General features: G+C 68.0%; 25 protein-coding genes and 1 tRNA gene. 16 read left to right on the top strand and 10 right to left on the bottom strand.

Going from position 1 to position 17,381, the window contains the following annotated elements:
• Positions 1 to 10: 10 nt before the first annotated feature.
• On the top strand, positions 11 to 784 hold the full coding sequence (locus AB0I34_RS11220; RefSeq protein WP_360443138.1) for a GntR family transcriptional regulator: 774 nt from the start codon (positions 11 to 13) through the stop codon (positions 782 to 784).
• On the opposite strand, the gene AB0I34_RS11215 is transcribed toward AB0I34_RS11220, so the two are convergent.
• Positions 753 to 1,685: a LysR family transcriptional regulator gene (locus AB0I34_RS11215; RefSeq protein WP_360443135.1), complete on the bottom strand. Its 933-nt coding sequence runs from the start codon at positions 1,683 to 1,685 to the stop codon at positions 753 to 755. The two genes, AB0I34_RS11220 and AB0I34_RS11215, sit on opposite strands and share 32 nt — an antisense overlap.
• 106 nt (positions 1,686 to 1,791) lie before the next feature.
• On the opposite strand from AB0I34_RS11215, the gene AB0I34_RS11210 reads away from it, so the two are divergent.
• Genes AB0I34_RS11210 through AB0I34_RS11190 form a run of 5 tightly spaced genes read left to right on the top strand, consistent with a single transcriptional unit; the run spans position 1,792 to position 4,526 of the window.
• The gene (locus tag AB0I34_RS11210; protein WP_360443132.1) at positions 1,792 to 2,499 is read left to right on the top strand and encodes an SDR family oxidoreductase; all 708 of its coding nucleotides are present in this window, start codon (positions 1,792 to 1,794) and stop codon (positions 2,497 to 2,499) included.
• 5 nt (positions 2,500 to 2,504) lie between these two features.
• The gene (locus tag AB0I34_RS11205) at positions 2,505 to 2,861 is read left to right on the top strand and encodes a nuclear transport factor 2 family protein (protein WP_360443129.1); all 357 of its coding nucleotides are present in this window, start codon (positions 2,505 to 2,507) and stop codon (positions 2,859 to 2,861) included.
• 44 nt (positions 2,862 to 2,905) lie between these two features.
• A complete protein-coding gene (locus AB0I34_RS11200) occupies positions 2,906 to 3,310 on the top strand; it encodes a nuclear transport factor 2 family protein (RefSeq protein ID WP_360443126.1) in 405 nt (134 codons plus the stop codon).
• 10 nt (positions 3,311 to 3,320) lie between these two features.
• Positions 3,321 to 3,716: a VOC family protein gene (locus AB0I34_RS11195; protein ID WP_360443123.1), complete on the top strand. Its 396-nt coding sequence runs from the start codon at positions 3,321 to 3,323 to the stop codon at positions 3,714 to 3,716.
• Between the two features lie 24 nt (positions 3,717 to 3,740).
• Positions 3,741 to 4,526, top strand: coding sequence for an arylamine N-acetyltransferase (locus AB0I34_RS11190; protein WP_360443120.1), 786 nt, complete (start codon positions 3,741 to 3,743; stop codon positions 4,524 to 4,526).
• Here AB0I34_RS11190 and AB0I34_RS11185 read toward each other — a convergent pair.
• Positions 4,489 to 5,121, bottom strand: coding sequence for a flavin reductase family protein (locus AB0I34_RS11185; RefSeq protein WP_360443117.1), 633 nt, complete (start codon positions 5,119 to 5,121; stop codon positions 4,489 to 4,491). The genes AB0I34_RS11190 and AB0I34_RS11185 overlap by 38 nt on opposite strands.
• A gap of 65 nt (positions 5,122 to 5,186) precedes the next feature.
• Between AB0I34_RS11185 and AB0I34_RS11180 the strand changes: the two genes are divergently transcribed.
• The gene (locus tag AB0I34_RS11180) at positions 5,187 to 5,888 is read left to right on the top strand and encodes a helix-turn-helix domain-containing protein (protein ID WP_360443114.1); all 702 of its coding nucleotides are present in this window, start codon (positions 5,187 to 5,189) and stop codon (positions 5,886 to 5,888) included.
• 63 nt (positions 5,889 to 5,951) lie between these two features.
• Positions 5,952 to 6,191 carry a hypothetical protein gene (locus AB0I34_RS11175; protein WP_131518293.1) on the top strand — a complete coding sequence of 80 codons (240 nt, stop codon included), beginning with the start codon at positions 5,952 to 5,954 and terminating at the stop codon, positions 6,189 to 6,191.
• 392 nt (positions 6,192 to 6,583) lie between these two features.
• Here AB0I34_RS11175 and AB0I34_RS11170 read toward each other — a convergent pair whose 3' ends face one another.
• The 4 genes from AB0I34_RS11170 to AB0I34_RS11155 form a co-directional block, all read right to left on the bottom strand.
• The gene (locus tag AB0I34_RS11170) at positions 6,584 to 7,246 is read right to left on the bottom strand and encodes a zf-HC2 domain-containing protein (protein ID WP_360443111.1); all 663 of its coding nucleotides are present in this window, start codon (positions 7,244 to 7,246) and stop codon (positions 6,584 to 6,586) included.
• Positions 7,243 to 7,752, bottom strand: coding sequence for a sigma-70 family RNA polymerase sigma factor (locus AB0I34_RS11165; protein WP_131353244.1), 510 nt, complete (start codon positions 7,750 to 7,752; stop codon positions 7,243 to 7,245). The genes AB0I34_RS11170 and AB0I34_RS11165 overlap by 4 nt, the downstream gene beginning before the upstream one ends.
• A 49-nt stretch (positions 7,753 to 7,801) precedes the next feature.
• Positions 7,802 to 8,056: a DoxX family protein gene (locus tag AB0I34_RS11160; RefSeq protein WP_360443108.1), complete on the bottom strand. Its 255-nt coding sequence runs from the start codon at positions 8,054 to 8,056 to the stop codon at positions 7,802 to 7,804.
• A gap of 144 nt (positions 8,057 to 8,200) precedes the next feature.
• Positions 8,201 to 8,626 (bottom strand): MarR family transcriptional regulator, encoded by a 426-nt coding sequence (locus AB0I34_RS11155; RefSeq protein WP_360443105.1) that lies wholly within the window; start codon positions 8,624 to 8,626, stop codon positions 8,201 to 8,203.
• 52 nt (positions 8,627 to 8,678) lie between these two features.
• Here AB0I34_RS11155 and AB0I34_RS11150 point away from each other — a divergent pair, with 52 nt between their 5' ends.
• Genes AB0I34_RS11150 through AB0I34_RS11140 form a run of 3 tightly spaced genes read left to right on the top strand, consistent with a single transcriptional unit; the run spans position 8,679 to position 9,917 of the window.
• Entirely contained in the window at positions 8,679 to 9,266 is a 588-nt protein-coding gene (locus AB0I34_RS11150; RefSeq protein WP_360443102.1) for a TIGR03086 family metal-binding protein, read from the top strand.
• 54 nt (positions 9,267 to 9,320) lie between these two features.
• Positions 9,321 to 9,701: a hypothetical protein gene (locus AB0I34_RS11145; protein ID WP_360443099.1), complete on the top strand. Its 381-nt coding sequence runs from the start codon at positions 9,321 to 9,323 to the stop codon at positions 9,699 to 9,701.
• A 48-nt stretch (positions 9,702 to 9,749) separates the two neighbouring features.
• Positions 9,750 to 9,917, top strand: coding sequence for a hypothetical protein (locus tag AB0I34_RS11140; protein WP_360443096.1), 168 nt, complete (start codon positions 9,750 to 9,752; stop codon positions 9,915 to 9,917).
• A gap of 9 nt (positions 9,918 to 9,926) precedes the next feature.
• Here the strand turns inward: AB0I34_RS11140 and AB0I34_RS11135 are convergent, their stop codons facing one another.
• The 3 genes from AB0I34_RS11135 to AB0I34_RS11125 all read right to left on the bottom strand — a co-directional run bounded on the left by AB0I34_RS11135 (position 9,927) and on the right by AB0I34_RS11125 (position 12,513).
• A complete protein-coding gene (locus AB0I34_RS11135; protein ID WP_360443093.1) occupies positions 9,927 to 10,553 on the bottom strand; it encodes a G5 domain-containing protein in 627 nt (208 codons plus the stop codon).
• A gap of 157 nt (positions 10,554 to 10,710) precedes the next feature.
• A complete protein-coding gene (locus AB0I34_RS11130; protein WP_360443090.1) occupies positions 10,711 to 11,697 on the bottom strand; it encodes a winged helix-turn-helix domain-containing protein in 987 nt (328 codons plus the stop codon).
• 156 nt (positions 11,698 to 11,853) lie between these two features.
• Entirely contained in the window at positions 11,854 to 12,513 is a 660-nt protein-coding gene (locus tag AB0I34_RS11125) for a hypothetical protein (RefSeq protein WP_360443087.1), read from the bottom strand.
• Positions 12,514 to 12,678: 165 nt separating this feature from the next.
• Between AB0I34_RS11125 and AB0I34_RS11120 the strand changes: the two genes are divergently transcribed.
• Positions 12,679 to 12,754 (top strand) — tRNA-Lys (locus AB0I34_RS11120).
• Between the two features lie 455 nt (positions 12,755 to 13,209).
• Complete coding sequence (locus AB0I34_RS11115) at positions 13,210 to 13,368, top strand: hypothetical protein (RefSeq protein ID WP_360443084.1); 159 nt, start codon at positions 13,210 to 13,212, stop codon at positions 13,366 to 13,368.
• On the opposite strand, the gene AB0I34_RS11110 is transcribed toward AB0I34_RS11115, so the two are convergent.
• Positions 13,365 to 14,162, bottom strand: coding sequence for a BTAD domain-containing putative transcriptional regulator (locus AB0I34_RS11110; protein ID WP_360443081.1), 798 nt, complete (start codon positions 14,160 to 14,162; stop codon positions 13,365 to 13,367). The genes AB0I34_RS11115 and AB0I34_RS11110 overlap by 4 nt on opposite strands.
• 99 nt (positions 14,163 to 14,261) lie before the next feature.
• Between AB0I34_RS11110 and AB0I34_RS11105 the strand changes: the two genes are divergently transcribed.
• The 3 genes from AB0I34_RS11105 to AB0I34_RS11095 all read left to right on the top strand — a co-directional run bounded on the left by AB0I34_RS11105 (position 14,262) and on the right by AB0I34_RS11095 (position 17,044).
• Positions 14,262 to 14,681 carry an ester cyclase gene (locus tag AB0I34_RS11105; RefSeq protein WP_360443078.1) on the top strand — a complete coding sequence of 140 codons (420 nt, stop codon included), beginning with the start codon at positions 14,262 to 14,264 and terminating at the stop codon, positions 14,679 to 14,681.
• Positions 14,682 to 14,795: 114 nt separating this feature from the next.
• Positions 14,796 to 16,301: a CHAD domain-containing protein gene (locus AB0I34_RS11100; protein WP_360443075.1), complete on the top strand. Its 1,506-nt coding sequence runs from the start codon at positions 14,796 to 14,798 to the stop codon at positions 16,299 to 16,301.
• Positions 16,298 to 17,044 (top strand): AAA family ATPase, encoded by a 747-nt coding sequence (locus AB0I34_RS11095; RefSeq protein WP_360443072.1) that lies wholly within the window; start codon positions 16,298 to 16,300, stop codon positions 17,042 to 17,044. Before AB0I34_RS11100 ends, AB0I34_RS11095 begins: the two co-directional genes overlap by 4 nt.
• The last annotated feature ends 337 nt before the right edge of the window (positions 17,045 to 17,381 follow it).

Below are 17,381 nucleotides of genomic sequence, written 5' to 3'. Positions count from 1 at the left end.
CAGGATCCTGATGATCCAGCGCAGGCTCGACCGCACCGGCGGCCAGCCGCTGTGGAAGCAGCTGCAGCAGGACCTCGTGCGGCGGCTGCGGTCCGGGGAGTTCGACGACACGTTCCCCGGTGAGCTCGCGCTCGTCGAGGACTACCAGGTCAGCCGGCACACGGTCCGGCAGGCGCTCGGGAAGCTCCGCGCGGACGGCCTGATCGTGGCCGAACGCGGCCGTCAGCCCCGGGTCGCGACCACGCCGGAGATCCGCCAGCCGATGGGTGCGCTGTACAGCCTGTTCTCCTCGGTCGAGGCGTCCGGCCTGACCCAGCACAGCATCGTCCGCGCCCTCGACATCCGGGCCGACGGCGTGATCGCGAGCCGCCTCGACCTGGAGGCGTCGAGCCCACTGCTCTACCTGGAGCGACTCCGCTTCGCCGGCGACGAGCCGCTGGCGCTCGACCGCGTCTGGCTGCCTGCCTCCCTGGCCGAACCACTCCTCGACGCCGACTTCACCCACACCAGCCTCTACAACGAGCTGGCCACCCGCATCGGCGTACGGCTGGACCACGGCCGCGAGGACATCCGCGCCGTCGTACCCACCCCGGCCGAGCGCGCCGTACTCCGCTGCCCACCCGAGGCGGCCGCGTTCTCCATCAACCGCCAGGGCACGTCACAGAGCCGTCCGGTCGAATGGCGCCACACCCTCGTCCGCGGCGACCGCTTTGCCCTGTCCGCCGAGTTCTCCGAGAACCTCGGCTATCGCCTCACTCCGGCAGCGGTGCAGCACCAGGCCTGAACGGATCATCCGCCGGCAGCCAGGCGCCCTCCGGCCCAAGGTCGACGGCAACGTCGCGGCTCAACGCCTCGACCGCCGCCCTGACGGCCGGCCGGGTCTCGCCGCGCCGCCACACCAGCGCCCACGTCCAGATCGGCACCGGTTCGACGACCGGACGACGGACGAGACCACGGGGCAGCGGCGTCGCGTCCCGCTTCGGCGAACTGACCACCGGCCGGCCCAATCGACGTACCTGATCGAAGAACGCCGACCCGGTGATCCCATGGTCGTCGATGCGCACCACCTCCGCCCCGGTCGCGCGGGCGAACTCGACGGCATACAGGTTCCACGACGCCCACGTCGCGGTGTCGGCATCCACGAGTACGACGGTGTCCCGCGCGCGAACCGCGGTCTCGTCAGTACCCGGCGAGACCGCGAACAGCCAGTCCGCGCCGATCAACCGCCCGTCCAGCTCCTGCTCGGCGAGGTCGGTCGCGCGCACCCAGCAGATCGCCAGATCGATGCTGCCGTCGGCAACCCGCCCGGCCTGAGTGTGCGAAGGCATCACCCACGCGTCGACCTGCAACTGCGCGACCCCGGAGACTCGCTCGGCCAGATCGACCGGCCGCCAGCTGACGTACCCGAGTCGCACCGGTTCGGTCGTCGCGAACCCGGCCGCGGTGCGGCGAAGGTCGTCGGCCTGATCGAGCAAGGCCCGCGTCTGCGGCAGCAGCGTCTCGCCGAACGCGGTCAGCGCGACGGTACGGCGATCGCGCTCGAACAACCGGACCCCGAGATCACGCTCCAGCGCCTTGATCTGCTGGGACAGCGAGGGTCCGGCGATGTGCAACCGGGCCGCGGCGCGACCGAAGTTCAGCTCCTCGGCGACCGCGACGAAGTACCGCAACTGCCGCAGCTCCACCCGCTGATCGTAGTAGGCCGAGCCTCTCAGCAGGGAGGAAACCGGTCGTGGAAAACGACACATCGTTCGACAACGATCGAAGTACAACCTCCAGAAAGAGAGAACCATGAGTTCCCAGAAAGTCGCCGTCGTCACCGGTGCGTCCCAGGGCATCGGCGCGGCACTCGTCACGGCGTACCGCAAGCTCGGCTACGCCGTGGTCGCCAACTCCCGCACGATCACGCCCGCCGACGACCCGCTGGTGCTGACCGTGCCGGGCGACGTCGCCGAGGCCGGTGTCGGGACCCGGATCGTCGAGGCCGGGCTGGAGTCGTTCGGCCGGATCGACACTGTCGTCAACAACGCCGGCGTGTTCATCGCCAAGCCGTTCACCGAGTACACCGACGCCGACTACGACCACGTGGCCGGCGTGAACCTGCGCGGCTTCTTCGATCTGACCCGGCGAGCGATCGCCGCGATGGTCGAGCAGGGCGGCGGGCACATCGTCACCATCACCACCACCTTCGCCGACCACGCCTTCAGCACTGTGCCGTCCGCACTCGCGTCGCTGACCAAGGGCGGACTCAACTCGGTCACCAAGTCCCTGGCGACCGAGTACGCCGCTCGCGGCATCCGCGTCAACGCGGTCGCGCCGGGCGTCATCCGTACGCCGATGCACCCGGAGGAGACGCACGAGTTCCTGGCCGCCCTGCATCCGGTCGGCCGGCTCGGTGAGATCGACGAGATCGTCGACGCGGTCACGTACCTGGAGACCGCAGCCTTCGTCACCGGCGAGATCCTCCACGTCGACGGCGGCCAGCAGGCAGGCCACTGATTCCGATGAACGATCTCGACATCCTGCACAGCGTTCTCGACCAGTGGAAGGACGCCATCATCGAGCACGATCCGAAGCGGGTCGCGTCGTACTTCACCGAGGACGCGATCTTCCAGGGTCTGCACCCGTACGGCGTGGGCCGGGACGCCGTGGCCGAGTACTACGACTCACAACCGCTCGGGCTGTCGCCGTCGTACCGGATCCTCGAGCACCGGCGACTGGGCGAGGACCTGATCCTCGGGTACGCCGCCGTGGACTTCGCGTTCACCGACCGGCCGGCGCTGTCCGTCTACCTGAGCGTCGTCCTGCGGCGGACCGGCGAAACCTGGCTGATCGACCACTATCAGGTTTCCCGACTATAGTTGGTGAGGCCAACGTTGGCGCAACCAATGAAAGAGGGATCGGGATGACTGAGACGACCGACCGGTGGGAGATCCAGGATCTGTTCACGCGACTGGCGCGGGTCCTGGACGAAGGGACGCCGGAGGACATCGGGCAGGTGTACACGAAGGACGTGCTGGTGCGGTCTCCGCGTGCCGGCGAACTGCAGGGCATCGACGCGGTGATCGAGTTCCTGCGCGGTTCGGCGGTCGACGGCGAACTGGCCCAGCACTTCCACAGCGACATCCTCGTCAGCATCGACGGGGACCGGGCGGAGGTGTCGGCCAACCAGTTGACCTTCCTCTATCGCGAGGGCGAGGCGCCGCACCAGCAGGCTGGGCTGCGACTGAAGTACACGGCCGTCCGGACCGACGAGGGCTGGCGGTTCGCGGAGGCGAAGATCAGCCGGGCGTGGGTGCAGCAGGGCTGATACTGAGGTCATGACGGTCAAAGAGCTGCGGTTGGTCGTGACAGCGGACGACTACGACGAGGCGGTGGCGTTCTACCGGGACGTGCTCGGCCTGGCCGAACGCGAGTCGTACGAGTCGGAGGACGGCCGGGTGACGATCCTCGAGGTCGAGCGGGCGACGCTGGAGATCGCGGATCCGAACCAGGCCGACTTCATCGACCGGGTCGAGGTCGGCCGGCGGGTGGCCGGGAAGTACCGGGTCGCCTTCGAGGTCGACGATTCGGCGCAGACCACCAGGACGCTGGCCGCAGCGGGCGCCACGGTGATTGCGGAGCCGACCCGCACACCGTGGAACTCGCTGAACGCCCGGCTGGAGGCGCCGGGCGGACTGCAGCTGACCCTGTTCACCGAACTTGACCTCAAGTGAACTGGAAGTGTTGAGGTAGGCGTCATGTGGCAGATCGAAGAACTTGACCTGGACGCCTACCTCAACCGGATCGGGCATCCGAAGGTGGCGGCGTCGGCGGAGAGCCTCCGCAGCCTGCACCGTGCCCATGTGCTGGCGATCCCGTTCGAGAACATCGACGTGATCCTCGGCACGCACTCCGGCATCGGCCTGGACGCGATCCAGACCAAGCTCGTCGGCCGGCAACGCGGCGGCTATTGCTACGAACACGCTCTGCTGTTCGGCGCCGCCCTCGAGCGGCTCGGCTTCACGGTGGATCGCCGAGTAGCGCGCGTACAACCGCACAAGGCCGGACCGCGAACCCACGCACTCCTCAAGGTGGGTGTGGACGGGCAGGAATTCCTCGCCGATGTCGGGTTCGGCGCCGGTCAGCTCTATCCGACTCCACTGAAGGACGGCGTGGTCGTCGACCAGGGCGGTTGGGACCACCGCCTCACCCTCGACGGCGACGTGTGGACGCTGGCGAAGGAGACCGCGGACGGCTGGATCCCGCAGCACGCGTCGAACGACGAGCCGGTGCGTCCGATCGACTACCGGGTCTACCACCACTACGTCTCGACCCATCCGGACTCCCCGTTCACCGGACGGCCGGTGGTGATGCGCGTTGCCGAGGGCATCGTCCGTCGCCTGGTCGGTGACGACCTCACAACGGAGTACGCCGACGGCCGCACCACGCACCGCGCCGTACCGGCGGACGAACTTCCCGAAGTGCTGGCCGGCCTGGACGTCATCCTCAGCGACGAAGAAGTCGATCGGCTCCGGCTCGTCTAGGGGTCTCGGTGCGGAACGACTCACCGAGCTCGCCGGCGAGGCCGAAGTAGTGCCGGAAGTTGTAGATCAACGGCGACCACGCGCCCGGATCGACGTACGACGTCCCTGGTACGACGATCCGGTGGTCGGCGTGCACCCGGAGCACCTTGGCCTGGATGATCAGGAAGGTGCCGTAAGCATCGAACTGTACGTCGGCGGCGGTTGCCTCGAACTGCAACGGGCATTCGGCGACGCGGGGTGGGCCGACCAGCTCGGAGTCGACCGGAGTCAGGCCGGCCGCGGCGAACTTCTCGCGCTCGAAGCGGAACCGGGCACGCTTGTGCTCCGGCACCGGGTTGCGGCCGGTCAGACCGGCGATCCGTTCGACCGCCTGCCACTGGTCCGGCGACGGGAAGTTGATCACCAGTTCTGGCCGCTGCCGCAGGTTGCCGGCGGTCTGGCCGGAGGCGCCGACGCCGAGGACGACGACATCCCCGAGTGACCACGCCGAGGACATCGGGGCGAGGTTGAAGGTCTCGTCGTCGTTGACTGTGCTCAGCAGCGCGACCGGCGTACCGACGTACAGGATGGACGGTTCGATGGTCAGATGCGTCATGGGTCCGACGCTAGGCGGCGGTCAGTTAGGCCGGGACCGAACTGTCGGAGCGGCATGATGGAGGCATGAGCACGCAGACGGAAGGACAGGAGCTGGCTTCCTGGGCCCGGATGCTGGCCGACGCCACCCGGGCGACGGTCTGCCTCGCGTTGCTCGACGGGCGTGCCTGGACGGCAACCGAGCTGGCCCGGCTCGCGAAGGTCTCGCGGCCGACGATCAGTGAACATCTCAACCTGCTCGTCGACGGCGGCCTGCTGAGCGAGGTCCGGCAGGGCCGGCACCGGTACGTGAAGCTCGCCGGCCCGGATACGGCCGAGTTGATCGAGGGCCTCGCGGCGCTCGCGCCACGTCGTACCGAGGTCGCGAACAGCTTGTCCGCGGTCAGCAAACGGGACGCGTTCGCGCGGGCGCGGACCTGCTACGACCACCTGGCCGGCAAACTCGGGGTCGCGCTCGCGGATGCGATGACCGAGCGCGGGCTGCTCGACTGGTCGGACGGGATCACGCTGACGCCGGAAGGCTCTGCCTGGCTGGACGATCTCGGCATCGTGCTCGAAGGGCGCCACGGCCGGCCCGCCGTACGGTCGTGCCTCGACGTGACCGAGCGCCGGCCGCACATCGCCGGCGCGGTCGGTGCGGCCCTGTGCAGTCACGCACTGCACGAGGGCTGGGTCACCCACATCCCCGGCGGTCGGGCACTGAAGGTGACCGGATCGGTGCGTGAGTTCGGTCTCGGCGTCGGCGTGATCCGCGAACTACAGCCTTGAGAACAGTGTGAGAAACACGCGGCGGGGGAGGCGCCTGGCGCCGAAACCACTTAGCCTTCGGCCATGACTGAGTTCGAGCCCGACACCGACCTGGTGTCCCGCCTCCCGCTACCCAGCCATGTGGTCGTCCACGCGGACGACCAGTGGCGGCACGGCTGGTTGATCGGCCGTGAGCACGAGGAGACGGGATGGACCGGTCTGGTGCAGTACAAGGGCGACGACGGGACAGAGCGGACGGAACGCCTGCCGGCGGACCGGATCGCACTGCCGGAGTCGGACGGCCCAACCGAACGAGCGTCATAGCGCACCGCGTAGTCCGCGGAAGCGCTGAATTTCCGAGGAGGGGATAACAGCGCGAAGGCCCCCGGGGTGGTTCACCGGGGGCCTTCGTGCGTAACGCTGCCGGGGCGCCTAGCGGCGAAGAAAACCCCGCCCCAGGCCCTTCGGGCGGTTGACCTGGGACGGGATCCTCAGTGGCGTTACACACGGTGTATCGCTGGTGACGTGCTGAGTGTTACAGGAATCCGGCGAAATTCTTCCAGACAGCTCACGGTCCGGCGCTGCGGCGCCGGAACCGCCGCGACCCCGGTGCACGTCCCTGAACACCGGGGTCTCGATTCGGCGGCCTCTCGAGCGACCGTCGCTCGTGACTTTCAGGTGCCCCGTCACCGGAGGCTCATTCGTGCCGACAGTGATCAGAAGTGCACAGCGAGCAGAACCCGCCCGGTCTCCGAGCTGCGGATGTCCAGGGCCTGGATCTCGTCGCGCTGCAGTTTCGTGGTCGCGGCCGGTTTGACCGTCGTCCCCGGAGACGCGGTCCAGCTCGCGATCAGCTGGGCCTTCCCGGAGGAGTCGGTGACGTACAACTCGTAGCCCCGCGCCCGTTCGCTGGGCGTGGCCAATTCGTCGTACCGGCAGCTGATCTCGATCGTCGTACCCCAGCGTTCCGGCACCAGCCGCGCGTCGGCGGACAGCTTGCTGGCCACGGTCTGCGCGAGTACGACGTAGTCCCCCTGCGGCTCCTCGTGGGTGAGCGGGATCGCGACCACCGCGCCGATCACCGCGGCGACGACGGCGACTCCGGTCACCACCGCGCCGAGCCGAATGCGCTGCTTGCGGCGATCGCGCTGGACAGTGCGCACCAGGTCGGGCAGGAGATTCGGCGGCGCCTCGGTGATGGTCGCGAGCGCGCGGTCGTCCGAAAGCGCGGCCATCGCGCTGGGTACGCCGGCGAGCGAGGCGACCTCGGCCGAGCACTCGTCACAGGTGCGCAGATGTTCCTCGTACTCGCGCCGGTCCTTCGCCGACAACGATCCCAGCAGGTACGCCGCATCCCATTCGCGGTACGGATCACTCACTGGCTCGTCACCCCCCTCTCCTGCAACGCGAGCTTCAACGCCCGCAGTCCGTAGTGCAGCCGCGACTTCACGGTGCCCGACGGAATGTTCAGCTCCGCGGCGATGTCGGTGACGGTACGACGGCCGTAGTACGCGCGAACGATCACCTGCCGATGTTCCTCGGACAACTGTGCCAGCGACTCGGCCACCAACCAGGCGTCCAGTACGGCGTTCGCGTGGTCGGCGCTCGGGTTCTCCGGCAGGTCGTCGCTGGCCACCTCGCGGCTGACCCTGGCACTGCGCCGGTCGTCGATGACGAGATTGCGCGCGACCGTGAACAGCCAGGCCCGGGCCCCCGCTTCGTCCTCGGTCAGGATCTGCGGCCGGCGCCACGCCCGCAGCAGAGTCTCCTGGACGACGTCCTCGGCCAGCCGGTCGTCGCCGGTCAGTCGGACCACGAACCGCCACAACGCGGGAGCATGCACGTCGTGCAGCTCACGCAACAGCGCCGCGCGGTCATCGGCCATCGGCGCTCCTGCTCTGTCGTGCGGAGTGCTCATGATCCGGCTGCTCCGGTCACTCCGCCGCTGCTGCCAGCTTCTCGCGTACAGGTGTCGGTCGCCCCACCGACCACGTTCCATTGCCGAGGAATGCGATCAGCAGGAAGGCGAAACAGAACAGTGCCGCCTTCTCGCCACCATTCTGCACAGGCAGCAAAGCATCAACCTGGTGAACAGTGAAGTACGCGTAGGCCATCGATCCGGAACACAGCAACGCGGCGTACCGGGTGGCGGCTACCACTTCTGACTGATAACGCTCGAGCACCTTCATCAGGCCTCACTCTCGAGGGTGTTGGGGCGGGGTTTGGTGCTCTCTTCTCTACGATCGACGGCCGCGTTCGGTTCAACGGATCGTGACGAGAAGATCACACTGCGAATCGGTTGCGATTCCGCCTCACGCTTGGTAAGGGATGCCTTACTCCGAGGTGTGGAGTGCACGGAGGGCGCGGAGGAAGGCCTGGCGGTCGGCGGCCGGGAGTTTGGCCAGCAGCCGGTCCTCGCGAACCCGGATGCCCTTGCGGACAGAGCGTCGTACCCGGCGGCCCTTGGCGGTGATCGACAACAGCCGGACCCGGCGGTCGTCGGGGTCCGGCGTCCGCTCGATCAGGCCGGCATCCTGCAGTTCGTCGAGAGTGCCGATGATGCGGGACTTGTCGGCGCCGATCGCCTCCGCCAGCGCGGACTGCGTGCGCACCGGGGTCTCGTCCAGGGCGACGAGCACGGAGTAGCCCCACATCGAGACGTCGTGCTCGGCGAGCACCGGCATCTCCTCCGCGATGAGCGTCCGCACCAACGGATACAGCATCGCGGCGAGATCGGGGCGCTCGTCCGCAGCGGTCACGCTGCCGAAGATAGCACTGGCGCAATCATATGCTTGCGCATATGATGTGCGAATGCCTACTGTTGATTACGTATCCCTTGACGCCGCGGCGGTCCGGGCCAGCATCGACCTCGCCACGCGGATCACCGATGCCGACCTGTCCAAGCCGACGCCCTGCCGGGCCTGGACTCTGTACGGCCTGCTCGCCCACATGGCGACGCAGCACTACGGCTTCGCCGCCGCCTCCCGGGGCGAGAGCGGCGAAGCACTGTGGAAGCTTCGCGACCTGGGCGACGAGCCGGCCAAGGCCTACATCGTGTCGGCCGAGCACGTGCTGGCCGCGTTCGCGGAGGAGGGCGTGACCGAGCGGACGTTCCCGCTGACCGAGTTCGGGGCAGACTTCCCCGGCCACCAGGCGATCAGCTTCCACTTCATCGACTACGTCGTGCACTCCTGGGACGTCGCCGCAACCCTCGGCACCACCGTCACCTTCACCCCAGAGGTCCTGTCGGCCGCGCAGACCGTCGCCAACGTCGTACCCACCGGCGAAATCCGCCTGGCCCCCGGCACGCCCTTCTCCCCCGCGCTGCCGTGGAACGGCGACAACCCGCTGGACCAGATCGTCGCCCACCTCGGCCGCAACCCCTCCTGGCCCCACTGATCTCACCGGTTCCAACCTGCTGCGCTGGAGGACCCGCCGTGTCACGATCGGGCCATGGACCTGCTGTTGAACCGCGGAGAGACCCTCCCGATCAAGGGCCGGAACGTCACCGTCACCCCGGCCGACGTCGAGTGGCTACCCCGGATGCGCTCCTACCTCATCGGGGTAGCCACTACCGGCGGCACGGCAACCTACGGCTCCATGAAGACCGACCTCGGCATCCCGCACGCCATCAACGGGCTGGGGCGCCTCCTCGACCTGCTCTCCGAGGACTGCCTCCGCCGCGACGAGCCCTCGCTGGCCAGCCTGGTGGTCAGCAGCACCACCGGCGAAGTCGGTCTCAGCTTCTCCGGCGACGCACCTTCGGAGCGGACCCTCGTCTACAAGCACTGGCGTGGACCCCGATTCTCCTGGAAACCTATTGATAGTCGATAGGATTCGGGTGATACTCGATGAGTTCCTGTCGGGTGTCGGGAGGTCTTGATGAAGTACGTCGTTGCTGTCGTGACGGTCGCGCTCGGCGCTGCCGGTGTCATCTACGGAGCATCGGACGACTCGCCGGGACTGCAGCTGATCGGAGTCCTGCTGATCATGGGCGCGATCGCGGCGAGCATTCTCAGCGCCCGCCGCGATCACAACCAGACGACCTAGACGTCTTCGCTAGTCCTCGCAGCCGACGCCGTCGTCGTCGCTGTCGAGGCCGTAGATGTCGCTGCCGATCACGCGGACCGGGCCGGCGACGTACTCCGGACCGTTGCCGCTGCCACCCGAACAGTCGACGTCACTGGCGATCGGGACGCAGCCGCTGTAGTTCGGGTCGCAGCCGGACGACTCCGGCTGCTCGACCTTGGTACCGACCGCGGTCACCTGCGAGCGCGGCTCCTTCGACACCTGATCCCGCAGCAGGTCCTTGTCTGTCTGGACACCGTTCAGGTAGGTGAGCTGGTAGGTCAGCTTGCGGGTCCCGTTCACACCCGTGGTCCGGATAGTCTTCTCGCCCTTCGGCATCGACGAATCCGTGACCGTCTTCTTCTTGAACGGGATGGTGCGGAACTCGACGACGGTCTTCTTGGTCGTCGTCGGTGCCTTCGTGGTGGTCGGCGGCTTCGGCGCTGTTGGTGTTGGTGTCGGCGTGGCCGTGGTCTCCGGTGCTGGTGTCGCCTCGGTGCTCACGACCACAGTTGGTTGGGCGACCTCCGTCGTACTCGGGGCCGGTCCACAACCAGTGGCGAGTACGCCGATAGCCAGCACGCTGCCGGCTGCCAGCGCAGCACGATACAAATGCACGATTCCCCCCAACCCGCCGTCGGTTCCCCCCGCGGCGGGATTGTCAGCGCCCGGACTTCCCGGGCGAAGACTGATCCATACCACTGCGATGGATCGCGCCGCGAGGGGCAGCGGCCGAACCGACTCGGTTTTGTGACGTGACCGTCCGGTAGCGGGTTCAGGCCCGGGTGCCGGTGAGGATGTGGGTGCCGATCGGGCTGATCGTGTGGCGGACCGCGTTGCCGGCCCGGCGGGTGGTGACGAGGCCCGTGCGATGCAGGACGCGTGCGTGTTCGCTGGCCGATGCCAGTGAGATGCCGGCGCGTGCGGCCAGTTCGCTGGTGGAGCATGCGCCTACCGAGATGCTTCGCAGTACGGCGGCCCGCGTACGACCGAGGAGGTCGGCCAGGGCACGTTCCGGATCGGCGGGTTGCCCGGTCGGCTCGGACCAGGCCGGGTCGTGCGTCACCGGGTAGACGAGGACCGGCGGCAGGTCCGGATCAGCAGGCATGATCGGATGCCGCCAGCAGAAGAACGACGGGACCAGTCGCAGGCCGCGGCCGCGCAGGTACAGATCCCGGTTGATGTGGCGCATGTCGACGTGCAGCACCGGCGGACCCCACTGCATCGCGGGATGCAGCGTCTTCGCCAGCTTCTCGAAGCCGCCTGTCGTCACGGTGTCGCTGTGCAGCTTCACGTCGCGCGCGATCGTCGGCGACATCGACGGCAACTGCGGCGCGATCTTGGTGCGGTGGAAGTGCTTCAGGCCTTCGCACACCTTCTTGAGTACGCCGGGATCCCCGGCCGCAAGGCGTCGCGTCCAGCCCGGCAAGCGAACCTCGCCCGACAACCGCCGTACCTCCTGCTCCAACTGGTGTTGCGGCGTTGCCGCCACAGCGGCCAGCCCGGCGTCGAGACCGTTCACCGACGCGGCCGGAGTGAGGAAGTCCGGCGAATACCCGATCGGTGGTGCGAGTACGAGCAGCTCACGCTCGAGCTCGGTGAGCTTCGCCCTGGCCCGCTGCCGCCACGCCCCGAAGACCGACGGTTCGTCCTCGGTCTGCAGCATGTGCATGCCGAGCAGCACTTCCCACAATGGATCGGGCGTGCGGCCGATCGTCGTACGCGCCAGGTCGGCGCAGCCGAAGTGGATCCGGAAACCCATCGTCTTCCTCCCCCGAGGAAGCGAGCACGCCAGTCGACACCCCCAGCGCGACCGCTCTGACTACTGTGCAATACACAGCGTAATCGGCCCGGGGGTCACCCTTCAGGTAACCGGCTCGGGGGTCACCCTTCAGGTAACCGGCTCGGGGGTCACCCTTCAGGTAACCGGCGCGCCGACGCCCGTCATCGCCGCGAACAGGACGCCGGCGAGCAGCCCGACGACTCCCAGCACGATCAACGGCCCGGCGGTGATCGGCGGCTCCGGCACCCGCTGCCGGAACACGGCGAACAACCGTTCCTCCGCGGGCCGTACCTCGCGCAGCAGCTCGGCGGACGGGTGCTCCTTGGCGCTGAAGTCGTCGAGCGTCTGCAATGCCGCCTGCGCCGCGATCACCGCGGCCCGGACCACAGCCACGATCACGACTCCGGACGCCACGGTCAGCACACCGATCACCGCCGCGGTCGTCTGCGCCATACCGCCCTCGGTGTCGGACCACGCGGTCCGCAAGGCCACGAACGACCACCAACCGAAGAACCCCAACACCCCAGAGGCCAGCCCGGTCCCCCAGACCACCCCGGTCAGCGGATTCTGCATCTTCACGGCCGTCGCGAACGCCCGTACGTCAGTGGCCAGGTCCCCCGCGTCCCGGACCAGCCCTTCGTGCGCCGCCAACGCGTCCGCCCGTGCCTTCAGCTTCACCGAGATCACGATCCGGTCCGCCAGCCCGAGCGTGCTCGCCTCGCTGACAATCCCCTTCCAGGCGTTCACCACTTCCGCATGCAACCCGGCGATCGCCGCCCGCTCCACAACCCCCATCGAGTCCCCCTGACCCCAGCGCACGCCCCCACGCACGCCCTTCCCCTAGGCCGAGAGTACGCCCACCACCCTCACCCGAACAGTCACCAGCCGTAACCACCTCAGCCCCCACCGAGCAACCACCTGGACAAACCTGACACACTGTTCCCCTCACCCCTCGTGAGAGGGCCTCTAGCTCAACTGGCAGAGCAGCGGACTTTTAATCCGCGGGTTGTGGGTTCGAGTCCCACGGGGCCTACCAAGAGTTGCTCCCTCGGTGAGCCGGTTCGCGGCGGTAGGCCGGGAAGTCGGAGTTGTGGAGGGCGTGTCGGGAACGAACCGACGACCGGCTCATTACGAGTGCTCGCGAAGGGTATCCATCGCGGCGTCCGAACGAGGGCTGACAGGCGCCGCCTCATAGGGGCTCAGCCCGGCCGGGTGCCCGCGAGTGTCGGCTGGTCGATGCGAGGTAGCTCTGTTGTCACGCCACGCACCGCGCGCACACGCTCGGTCGGCAGTGAGTTGACGAGTCCACGCAGATCGGCAGCGATCGGAGCATCATGGGCCGGCCGTTGGGCCTATCGATCGGTTGAGAGGCCGTGTGAGTGATGCCTTGCGGACTCTCCTGTGCGCCATCGGTGGGCGGTGCGTCATGATGCGGAGGAGGTCGTCCATGACGGGGCGTGAAGATCGGACCGAGGCGGATGGAGGTTGGCGATGGCGCTGAGGATCATCTGCATATGCGGCTACGTCATCCAGGGCGCGGACGACGACGAACTGTGGGACAACGCCCAAGACCACATGGGCGTGTTGCATCCCGAGTTGGTTGACCAGGTCACCCGCGAGGACATCCTCGCGCAGGCAGAGGTGCTTTAGCGGTCGGCGCTGTGGAGCAGCAGCCGTCGGTGGACGGCCCGGAGGTCGGGGCTCGGAGCGATCCCAAGTTCCTCTCGGAGCAGGACTCGGAGCCGCTCGTAGACGCGGAGTGCCTCGGCGAGGTTGCCGCGTCGTTCGAGCGCTTCCATGAGGATGCGGTGTCCGGTCTCGCGGTACGGGGCCAGTTCGGTCAGCAGCCGGGCTCGTTCCTCGGCCTGCGCGAGGCCGGGACCGCCGAGGCCGAGGCCGGCGGCGGCAAAGCACTCCAGTCCACGAAGTCGGACCTCCGCCAGCCGGCGTCGCCAGTCCTCGATCCACGGCGCCTCCAGTCCGGCGAGGAATGGCCTGGTGCCGACGTGGTAGGCGATGCCGGCCGGGCCCCATGCCTGCGCCCAGCGCCCTTCGGCGATGCTGGACTCCGCGCGGTGGGCGCCCTCCATGGCCGCCTCGACGTCGACGAAGGTGGCCTGTGGCAACAGCAGCTCGATGCTGCTCCGCCCCCCGAGTTGGGTGGCGCCGAGGCTGTGTCGCAGCTTGGACAGCAGCACACTTAGCGCGTTGGCCGCTGCCGGGGAAGTGTCGTCTCCCCAGCCGACCATGATCAGCTCATCACGTGGCACCGCCCGGCCACGATTCAGGACCAGGTAGGCGAACAGGGACCGGCCCCGACCGCCGGGCAGCGTGTCCTCGATACGGGTGCCGTCGATGTCGACGACGAAGCGACCGCACAGCTGGATCCTTGCCCTGGTCCATTCGCTGACGAGGCGCTGTGGGGTCGATCGTCCGGTGCCCATCGGTAACGCCCAGCATACGGAAAGGTTGGGGAAAGGTTCGGGCAAGCAGTGGCTGTCACGATCGCCTGATCAGCGAGCGTCAGCATCGAAGGGGAAGTCATGTCATCGACAAACATCCAGATCCATCGCGCTGGTCACGCGGCCTTCAACGAGCGGGACTTCGAGGCGATGACCAAGGAATACGCCGACCACATCGCGTGGACCGACCACGCGCAGGGCCGCACGTTCCGGACCCCGCAGGAATTCAAGGACGACTTCCTGCCCGGCTGGGTCCGGGCCTCGTCCGACATCCGGATCACCGATCCTCGCTACCTCGACGCCGGTCAGGCGGCGGTGAGCATGTTCACCGTCGCCGGAACCCACGACGGGCCGCTGGGACCGTTCCCCGCTACCGGCAAACAGTTCGTGTTGGCGCTCTGCGAGCTCTGGCACTTCGACGAGACCGGCCAGGTAATCGGTGGTGACCTCTACTACGACCAGGTCTCGCTGCTCGCGCAGTTGGGCTTGATGCCGCAATAATCGGCAGACCGGTAGTCCGCGCGCCCGCATCGCGACAGGGGCATGCCGTAGTTCACTGGAGTGAGACATACCTGCGTTCATTCATCGTTCACGTCGCGTTTCCGGGAGCCGAGGGTGGCGGCTGAGTTCGTGGTCGACGAGGCGGCCGGGCCGTCATGCGTCGAAGTGCTGACCGACGCGTTGCCGGTGCGCGTCGACGTTCACCACACCGAGCGCAGATTCTGGTTCGACACGCATGACTGGCGGTTGTTCCGCGCTGGACTGCTGCTCGAGCAGCACGTGCAGAAACGCGAGTCGTGGCTCGTGCTGAGCGACCTCGAAGGGCAGCGGATCTCCCGACAGCAGACCGGCCGTACTGCGGTCACCGCGCACGCCCTTCCGGCCGGTGTGACGCGAGACCGCGTCCTCGAACAGATCGGTGTGCGGGCGCTGCTGCCGCGCGTAGTCGCGAGCGGTCCTGTTCAGGTGCTCTCGGTGCTCGACCCCGAGGAGAAGACCGTCGCCCGGATCGTCGTCGAAGGTCCCACAACCCTCCGGGACGGCACGCCCGTCGGCGTGCGGGCCAGGATCGAGTCTCTCCGCGGCTACGACAAGGACGCGGCCAAGGTGTGCCGGACGCTGGACGCCATACCCGGGTTCGGACCGGCCAAGGAGCCGCTCTTTGAGTCGGTCCTCCGGGCGGCCGGTCTCCATCCGCGCAGCTTCAGGTCGAAGCCGGACCTGGAGTTCACCTCGCGGATCCCGGCCACCCACGCGTTCGCCGGCACGCTCACGCAACTACGAGAGATCGTCCTCGACAACGTCGAGGGCACGCTTCGCCAATTGGACACCGAGTTCCTCCACGATCTGCGTGTCACGGTGCGCCGTACCCGAGCCGTGCTGAAGTTCGCCTACGGAACGATTGACGAGGACATCCGGGCGAGGTACGCCGTCGAGCTCAAGTGGCTCGCCGCTCAGACCTCGTTGAGCCGTGATCTCGACGTGTACCTGCTCGGCTTCGAAGACCTGGTCAGCCACGTCAACGCATCCGGCGAGCTCGAGCCGTTCCGCGACCAGCTCACGCGGCACCGCAAAACGGCGCACGCCGTACTCAACCGCGCACTGCGGTCCGAACGATTCGCCGCGCTGCTCGACGGATGGCAGCACGAACTGGCGGTCCCCGGGCCGGTCGAGCGCCCGGTGATCGAGGTCGCCGACGAGCTGCTGAGCCGCGCCTGGAAGCGCGTCGCGAAACGCGGCGACGCCATCACCGACGCCTCACCGGCAGAAGCCGTGCACGACCTGCGTAAGCGCTGCAAGGAGCTGCGCTACCTGCTCGAGTTCTTCGGCAGCTTGTACGGCGCCGACGCCCGAAGCGAGGCCGTGAGTGAGCTCAAGCTCCTGCAGGACATCCTCGGCGAGTTCCAGGACGCCGAGGCCCAACGCATCAGCGTCCACCAGTACGCCGTCGAACTCGCCAAGCCCGGCACGCCCCCGGCGACGCTGATGGCGATGGGTCGCCTCGAACACCACCTGCAGCTTCGGCAGGACGCCGCTCGTGCCGAGGTGGCGGACCGCTGGCACCGGTTCAACCGGAAACACAACCAGCGTCTCTACGCGAGGATGGTGACCAGCCGATGAGGATCGTCGCGTCCTACAGCATCAAGGGCGGTGTCGGGAAGACGACCGCGGCGGCGAACGTGGCCTGGCTGGCCGCCGAGAGCGGACACCGGGTCCTGTTGTGGGACCTGGATCCGCAGGGCGGCGCGACGTACCTGTTCCGGATCCGGCCGAAGGTCAAGGGCGGCGGCGAGGCGCTCGTCTCCGGCAAGCGTGACCTCCGCGACGCCGTCAAAGCGAGTGACTTCGACAACCTCGACCTGTTGCCGTCCGACTTCTCCTACCGCAACCTCGACCTGCTGCTGGACGCGCAGAAGAAGCCGACCCGCCGCCTCGGCCGGCTCCTCGACAGCATGGCCGACGAGTACGACGTCGTCGTACTCGATTGTGCGCCAAGCGTGTCGCTCGTGTCCGAGGGCATCGTGCGCGCCGCGGACCTGGTCCTCGCTCCGCTGGTGCCCGCTCCCCTGTCGGTGCGCACGCTCGACCAGCTGCGGTCGTTCATCGCCGATGCCAAGGGGCCCGCGCCGGACCTGCTCGCTTTCCTGTCCATGGTCGACCGCCGTCGCCGGCTGCACCGCGACCTGTCCGAGCAACTCCCGAAGGAACACCAAGACATCGCGGGCACCGCGATCCCGATGGCCTCGATCGTCGAGCAGATGGGCGTACGCCGCGCCCCGGTCGTGGCCTGGGCCCGCACGTCCCCGGCGTCGGTCGCCTACCGCAGCCTGTGGGACGAAGCCCGGCTACATGCGAAGGTATGAGCCCCCGTTGAAGTCGAGCACGGCCCACGCCGCGAACCCGGCCTCTGGAGAGCCGGCCGGCTGCATTGCGGCTATGCCTCGTGTGGTATGTCAGGGACAGGTCTTGCGGTAGGGCCGGGCGCCGAAGTTCTCGTGCCATTCTTCGACGGTCAGGTCGCGGCCGGCTGTTCGGCAGGCGTAGTCGATGGCGTGCTCGAGGCGGGTGTCCCAGGTGTAGATCGCGTCGTCGTAGGACGCGATAACTACGGTGTGGCCGTCGGGCCGGAAGTCCGCGGTGACGATTGTCCGGTTCGGGACAACGACGGAGCCAAGTGGAGCGCCGGTGGAGCCGTCGTAC

The sequence above is a fragment of the Kribbella sp. NPDC050281 genome (assembly GCF_040655855.1).
Lineage (GTDB): Bacteria > Actinomycetota > Actinomycetes > Propionibacteriales > Kribbellaceae > Kribbella.
The sequence above is the reverse complement of the archived record's forward strand: the minus strand, read 5'-3'. Positions and strand labels throughout refer to the sequence as shown.

Bases quoted from the DNA above. Each gene is read 5' to 3' on its own strand.
- AB0I34_RS11220 (WP_360443138.1), top strand. From the start codon at position 11: ATGATCCAGCGCAGGCTCGACCGCACCGGCGGCCAGCCGCTGTGGAAG.
- AB0I34_RS11210 (WP_360443132.1), top strand. From the start codon at position 1,792: ATGAGTTCCCAGAAAGTCGCCGTCGTCACCGGTGCGTCCCAGGGCATC.
- AB0I34_RS11205 (WP_360443129.1), top strand. From the start codon at position 2,505: ATGAACGATCTCGACATCCTGCACAGCGTTCTCGACCAGTGGAAGGAC.
- AB0I34_RS11200 (WP_360443126.1), top strand. From the start codon at position 2,906: ATGACTGAGACGACCGACCGGTGGGAGATCCAGGATCTGTTCACGCGA.
- AB0I34_RS11195 (WP_360443123.1), top strand. From the start codon at position 3,321: ATGACGGTCAAAGAGCTGCGGTTGGTCGTGACAGCGGACGACTACGAC.
- AB0I34_RS11190 (WP_360443120.1), top strand. From the start codon at position 3,741: ATGTGGCAGATCGAAGAACTTGACCTGGACGCCTACCTCAACCGGATC.
- AB0I34_RS11185 (WP_360443117.1), bottom strand. From the start codon at position 5,121: ATGACGCATCTGACCATCGAACCGTCCATCCTGTACGTCGGTACGCCG.
- AB0I34_RS11180 (WP_360443114.1), top strand. From the start codon at position 5,187: ATGAGCACGCAGACGGAAGGACAGGAGCTGGCTTCCTGGGCCCGGATG.
- AB0I34_RS11175 (WP_131518293.1), top strand. From the start codon at position 5,952: ATGACTGAGTTCGAGCCCGACACCGACCTGGTGTCCCGCCTCCCGCTA.
- AB0I34_RS11165 (WP_131353244.1), bottom strand. From the start codon at position 7,752: ATGGCCGATGACCGCGCGGCGCTGTTGCGTGAGCTGCACGACGTGCAT.
- AB0I34_RS11160 (WP_360443108.1), bottom strand. From the start codon at position 8,056: ATGAAGGTGCTCGAGCGTTATCAGTCAGAAGTGGTAGCCGCCACCCGG.
- AB0I34_RS11150 (WP_360443102.1), top strand. From the start codon at position 8,679: ATGCCTACTGTTGATTACGTATCCCTTGACGCCGCGGCGGTCCGGGCC.
- AB0I34_RS11145 (WP_360443099.1), top strand. From the start codon at position 9,321: ATGGACCTGCTGTTGAACCGCGGAGAGACCCTCCCGATCAAGGGCCGG.
- AB0I34_RS11140 (WP_360443096.1), top strand. From the start codon at position 9,750: ATGAAGTACGTCGTTGCTGTCGTGACGGTCGCGCTCGGCGCTGCCGGT.
- AB0I34_RS11130 (WP_360443090.1), bottom strand. From the start codon at position 11,697: ATGGGTTTCCGGATCCACTTCGGCTGCGCCGACCTGGCGCGTACGACG.
- AB0I34_RS11125 (WP_360443087.1), bottom strand. From the start codon at position 12,513: ATGGGGGTTGTGGAGCGGGCGGCGATCGCCGGGTTGCATGCGGAAGTG.
- AB0I34_RS11115 (WP_360443084.1), top strand. From the start codon at position 13,210: ATGGCGCTGAGGATCATCTGCATATGCGGCTACGTCATCCAGGGCGCG.
- AB0I34_RS11110 (WP_360443081.1), bottom strand. From the start codon at position 14,162: ATGGGCACCGGACGATCGACCCCACAGCGCCTCGTCAGCGAATGGACC.
- AB0I34_RS11105 (WP_360443078.1), top strand. From the start codon at position 14,262: ATGTCATCGACAAACATCCAGATCCATCGCGCTGGTCACGCGGCCTTC.
- AB0I34_RS11095 (WP_360443072.1), top strand. From the start codon at position 16,298: ATGAGGATCGTCGCGTCCTACAGCATCAAGGGCGGTGTCGGGAAGACG.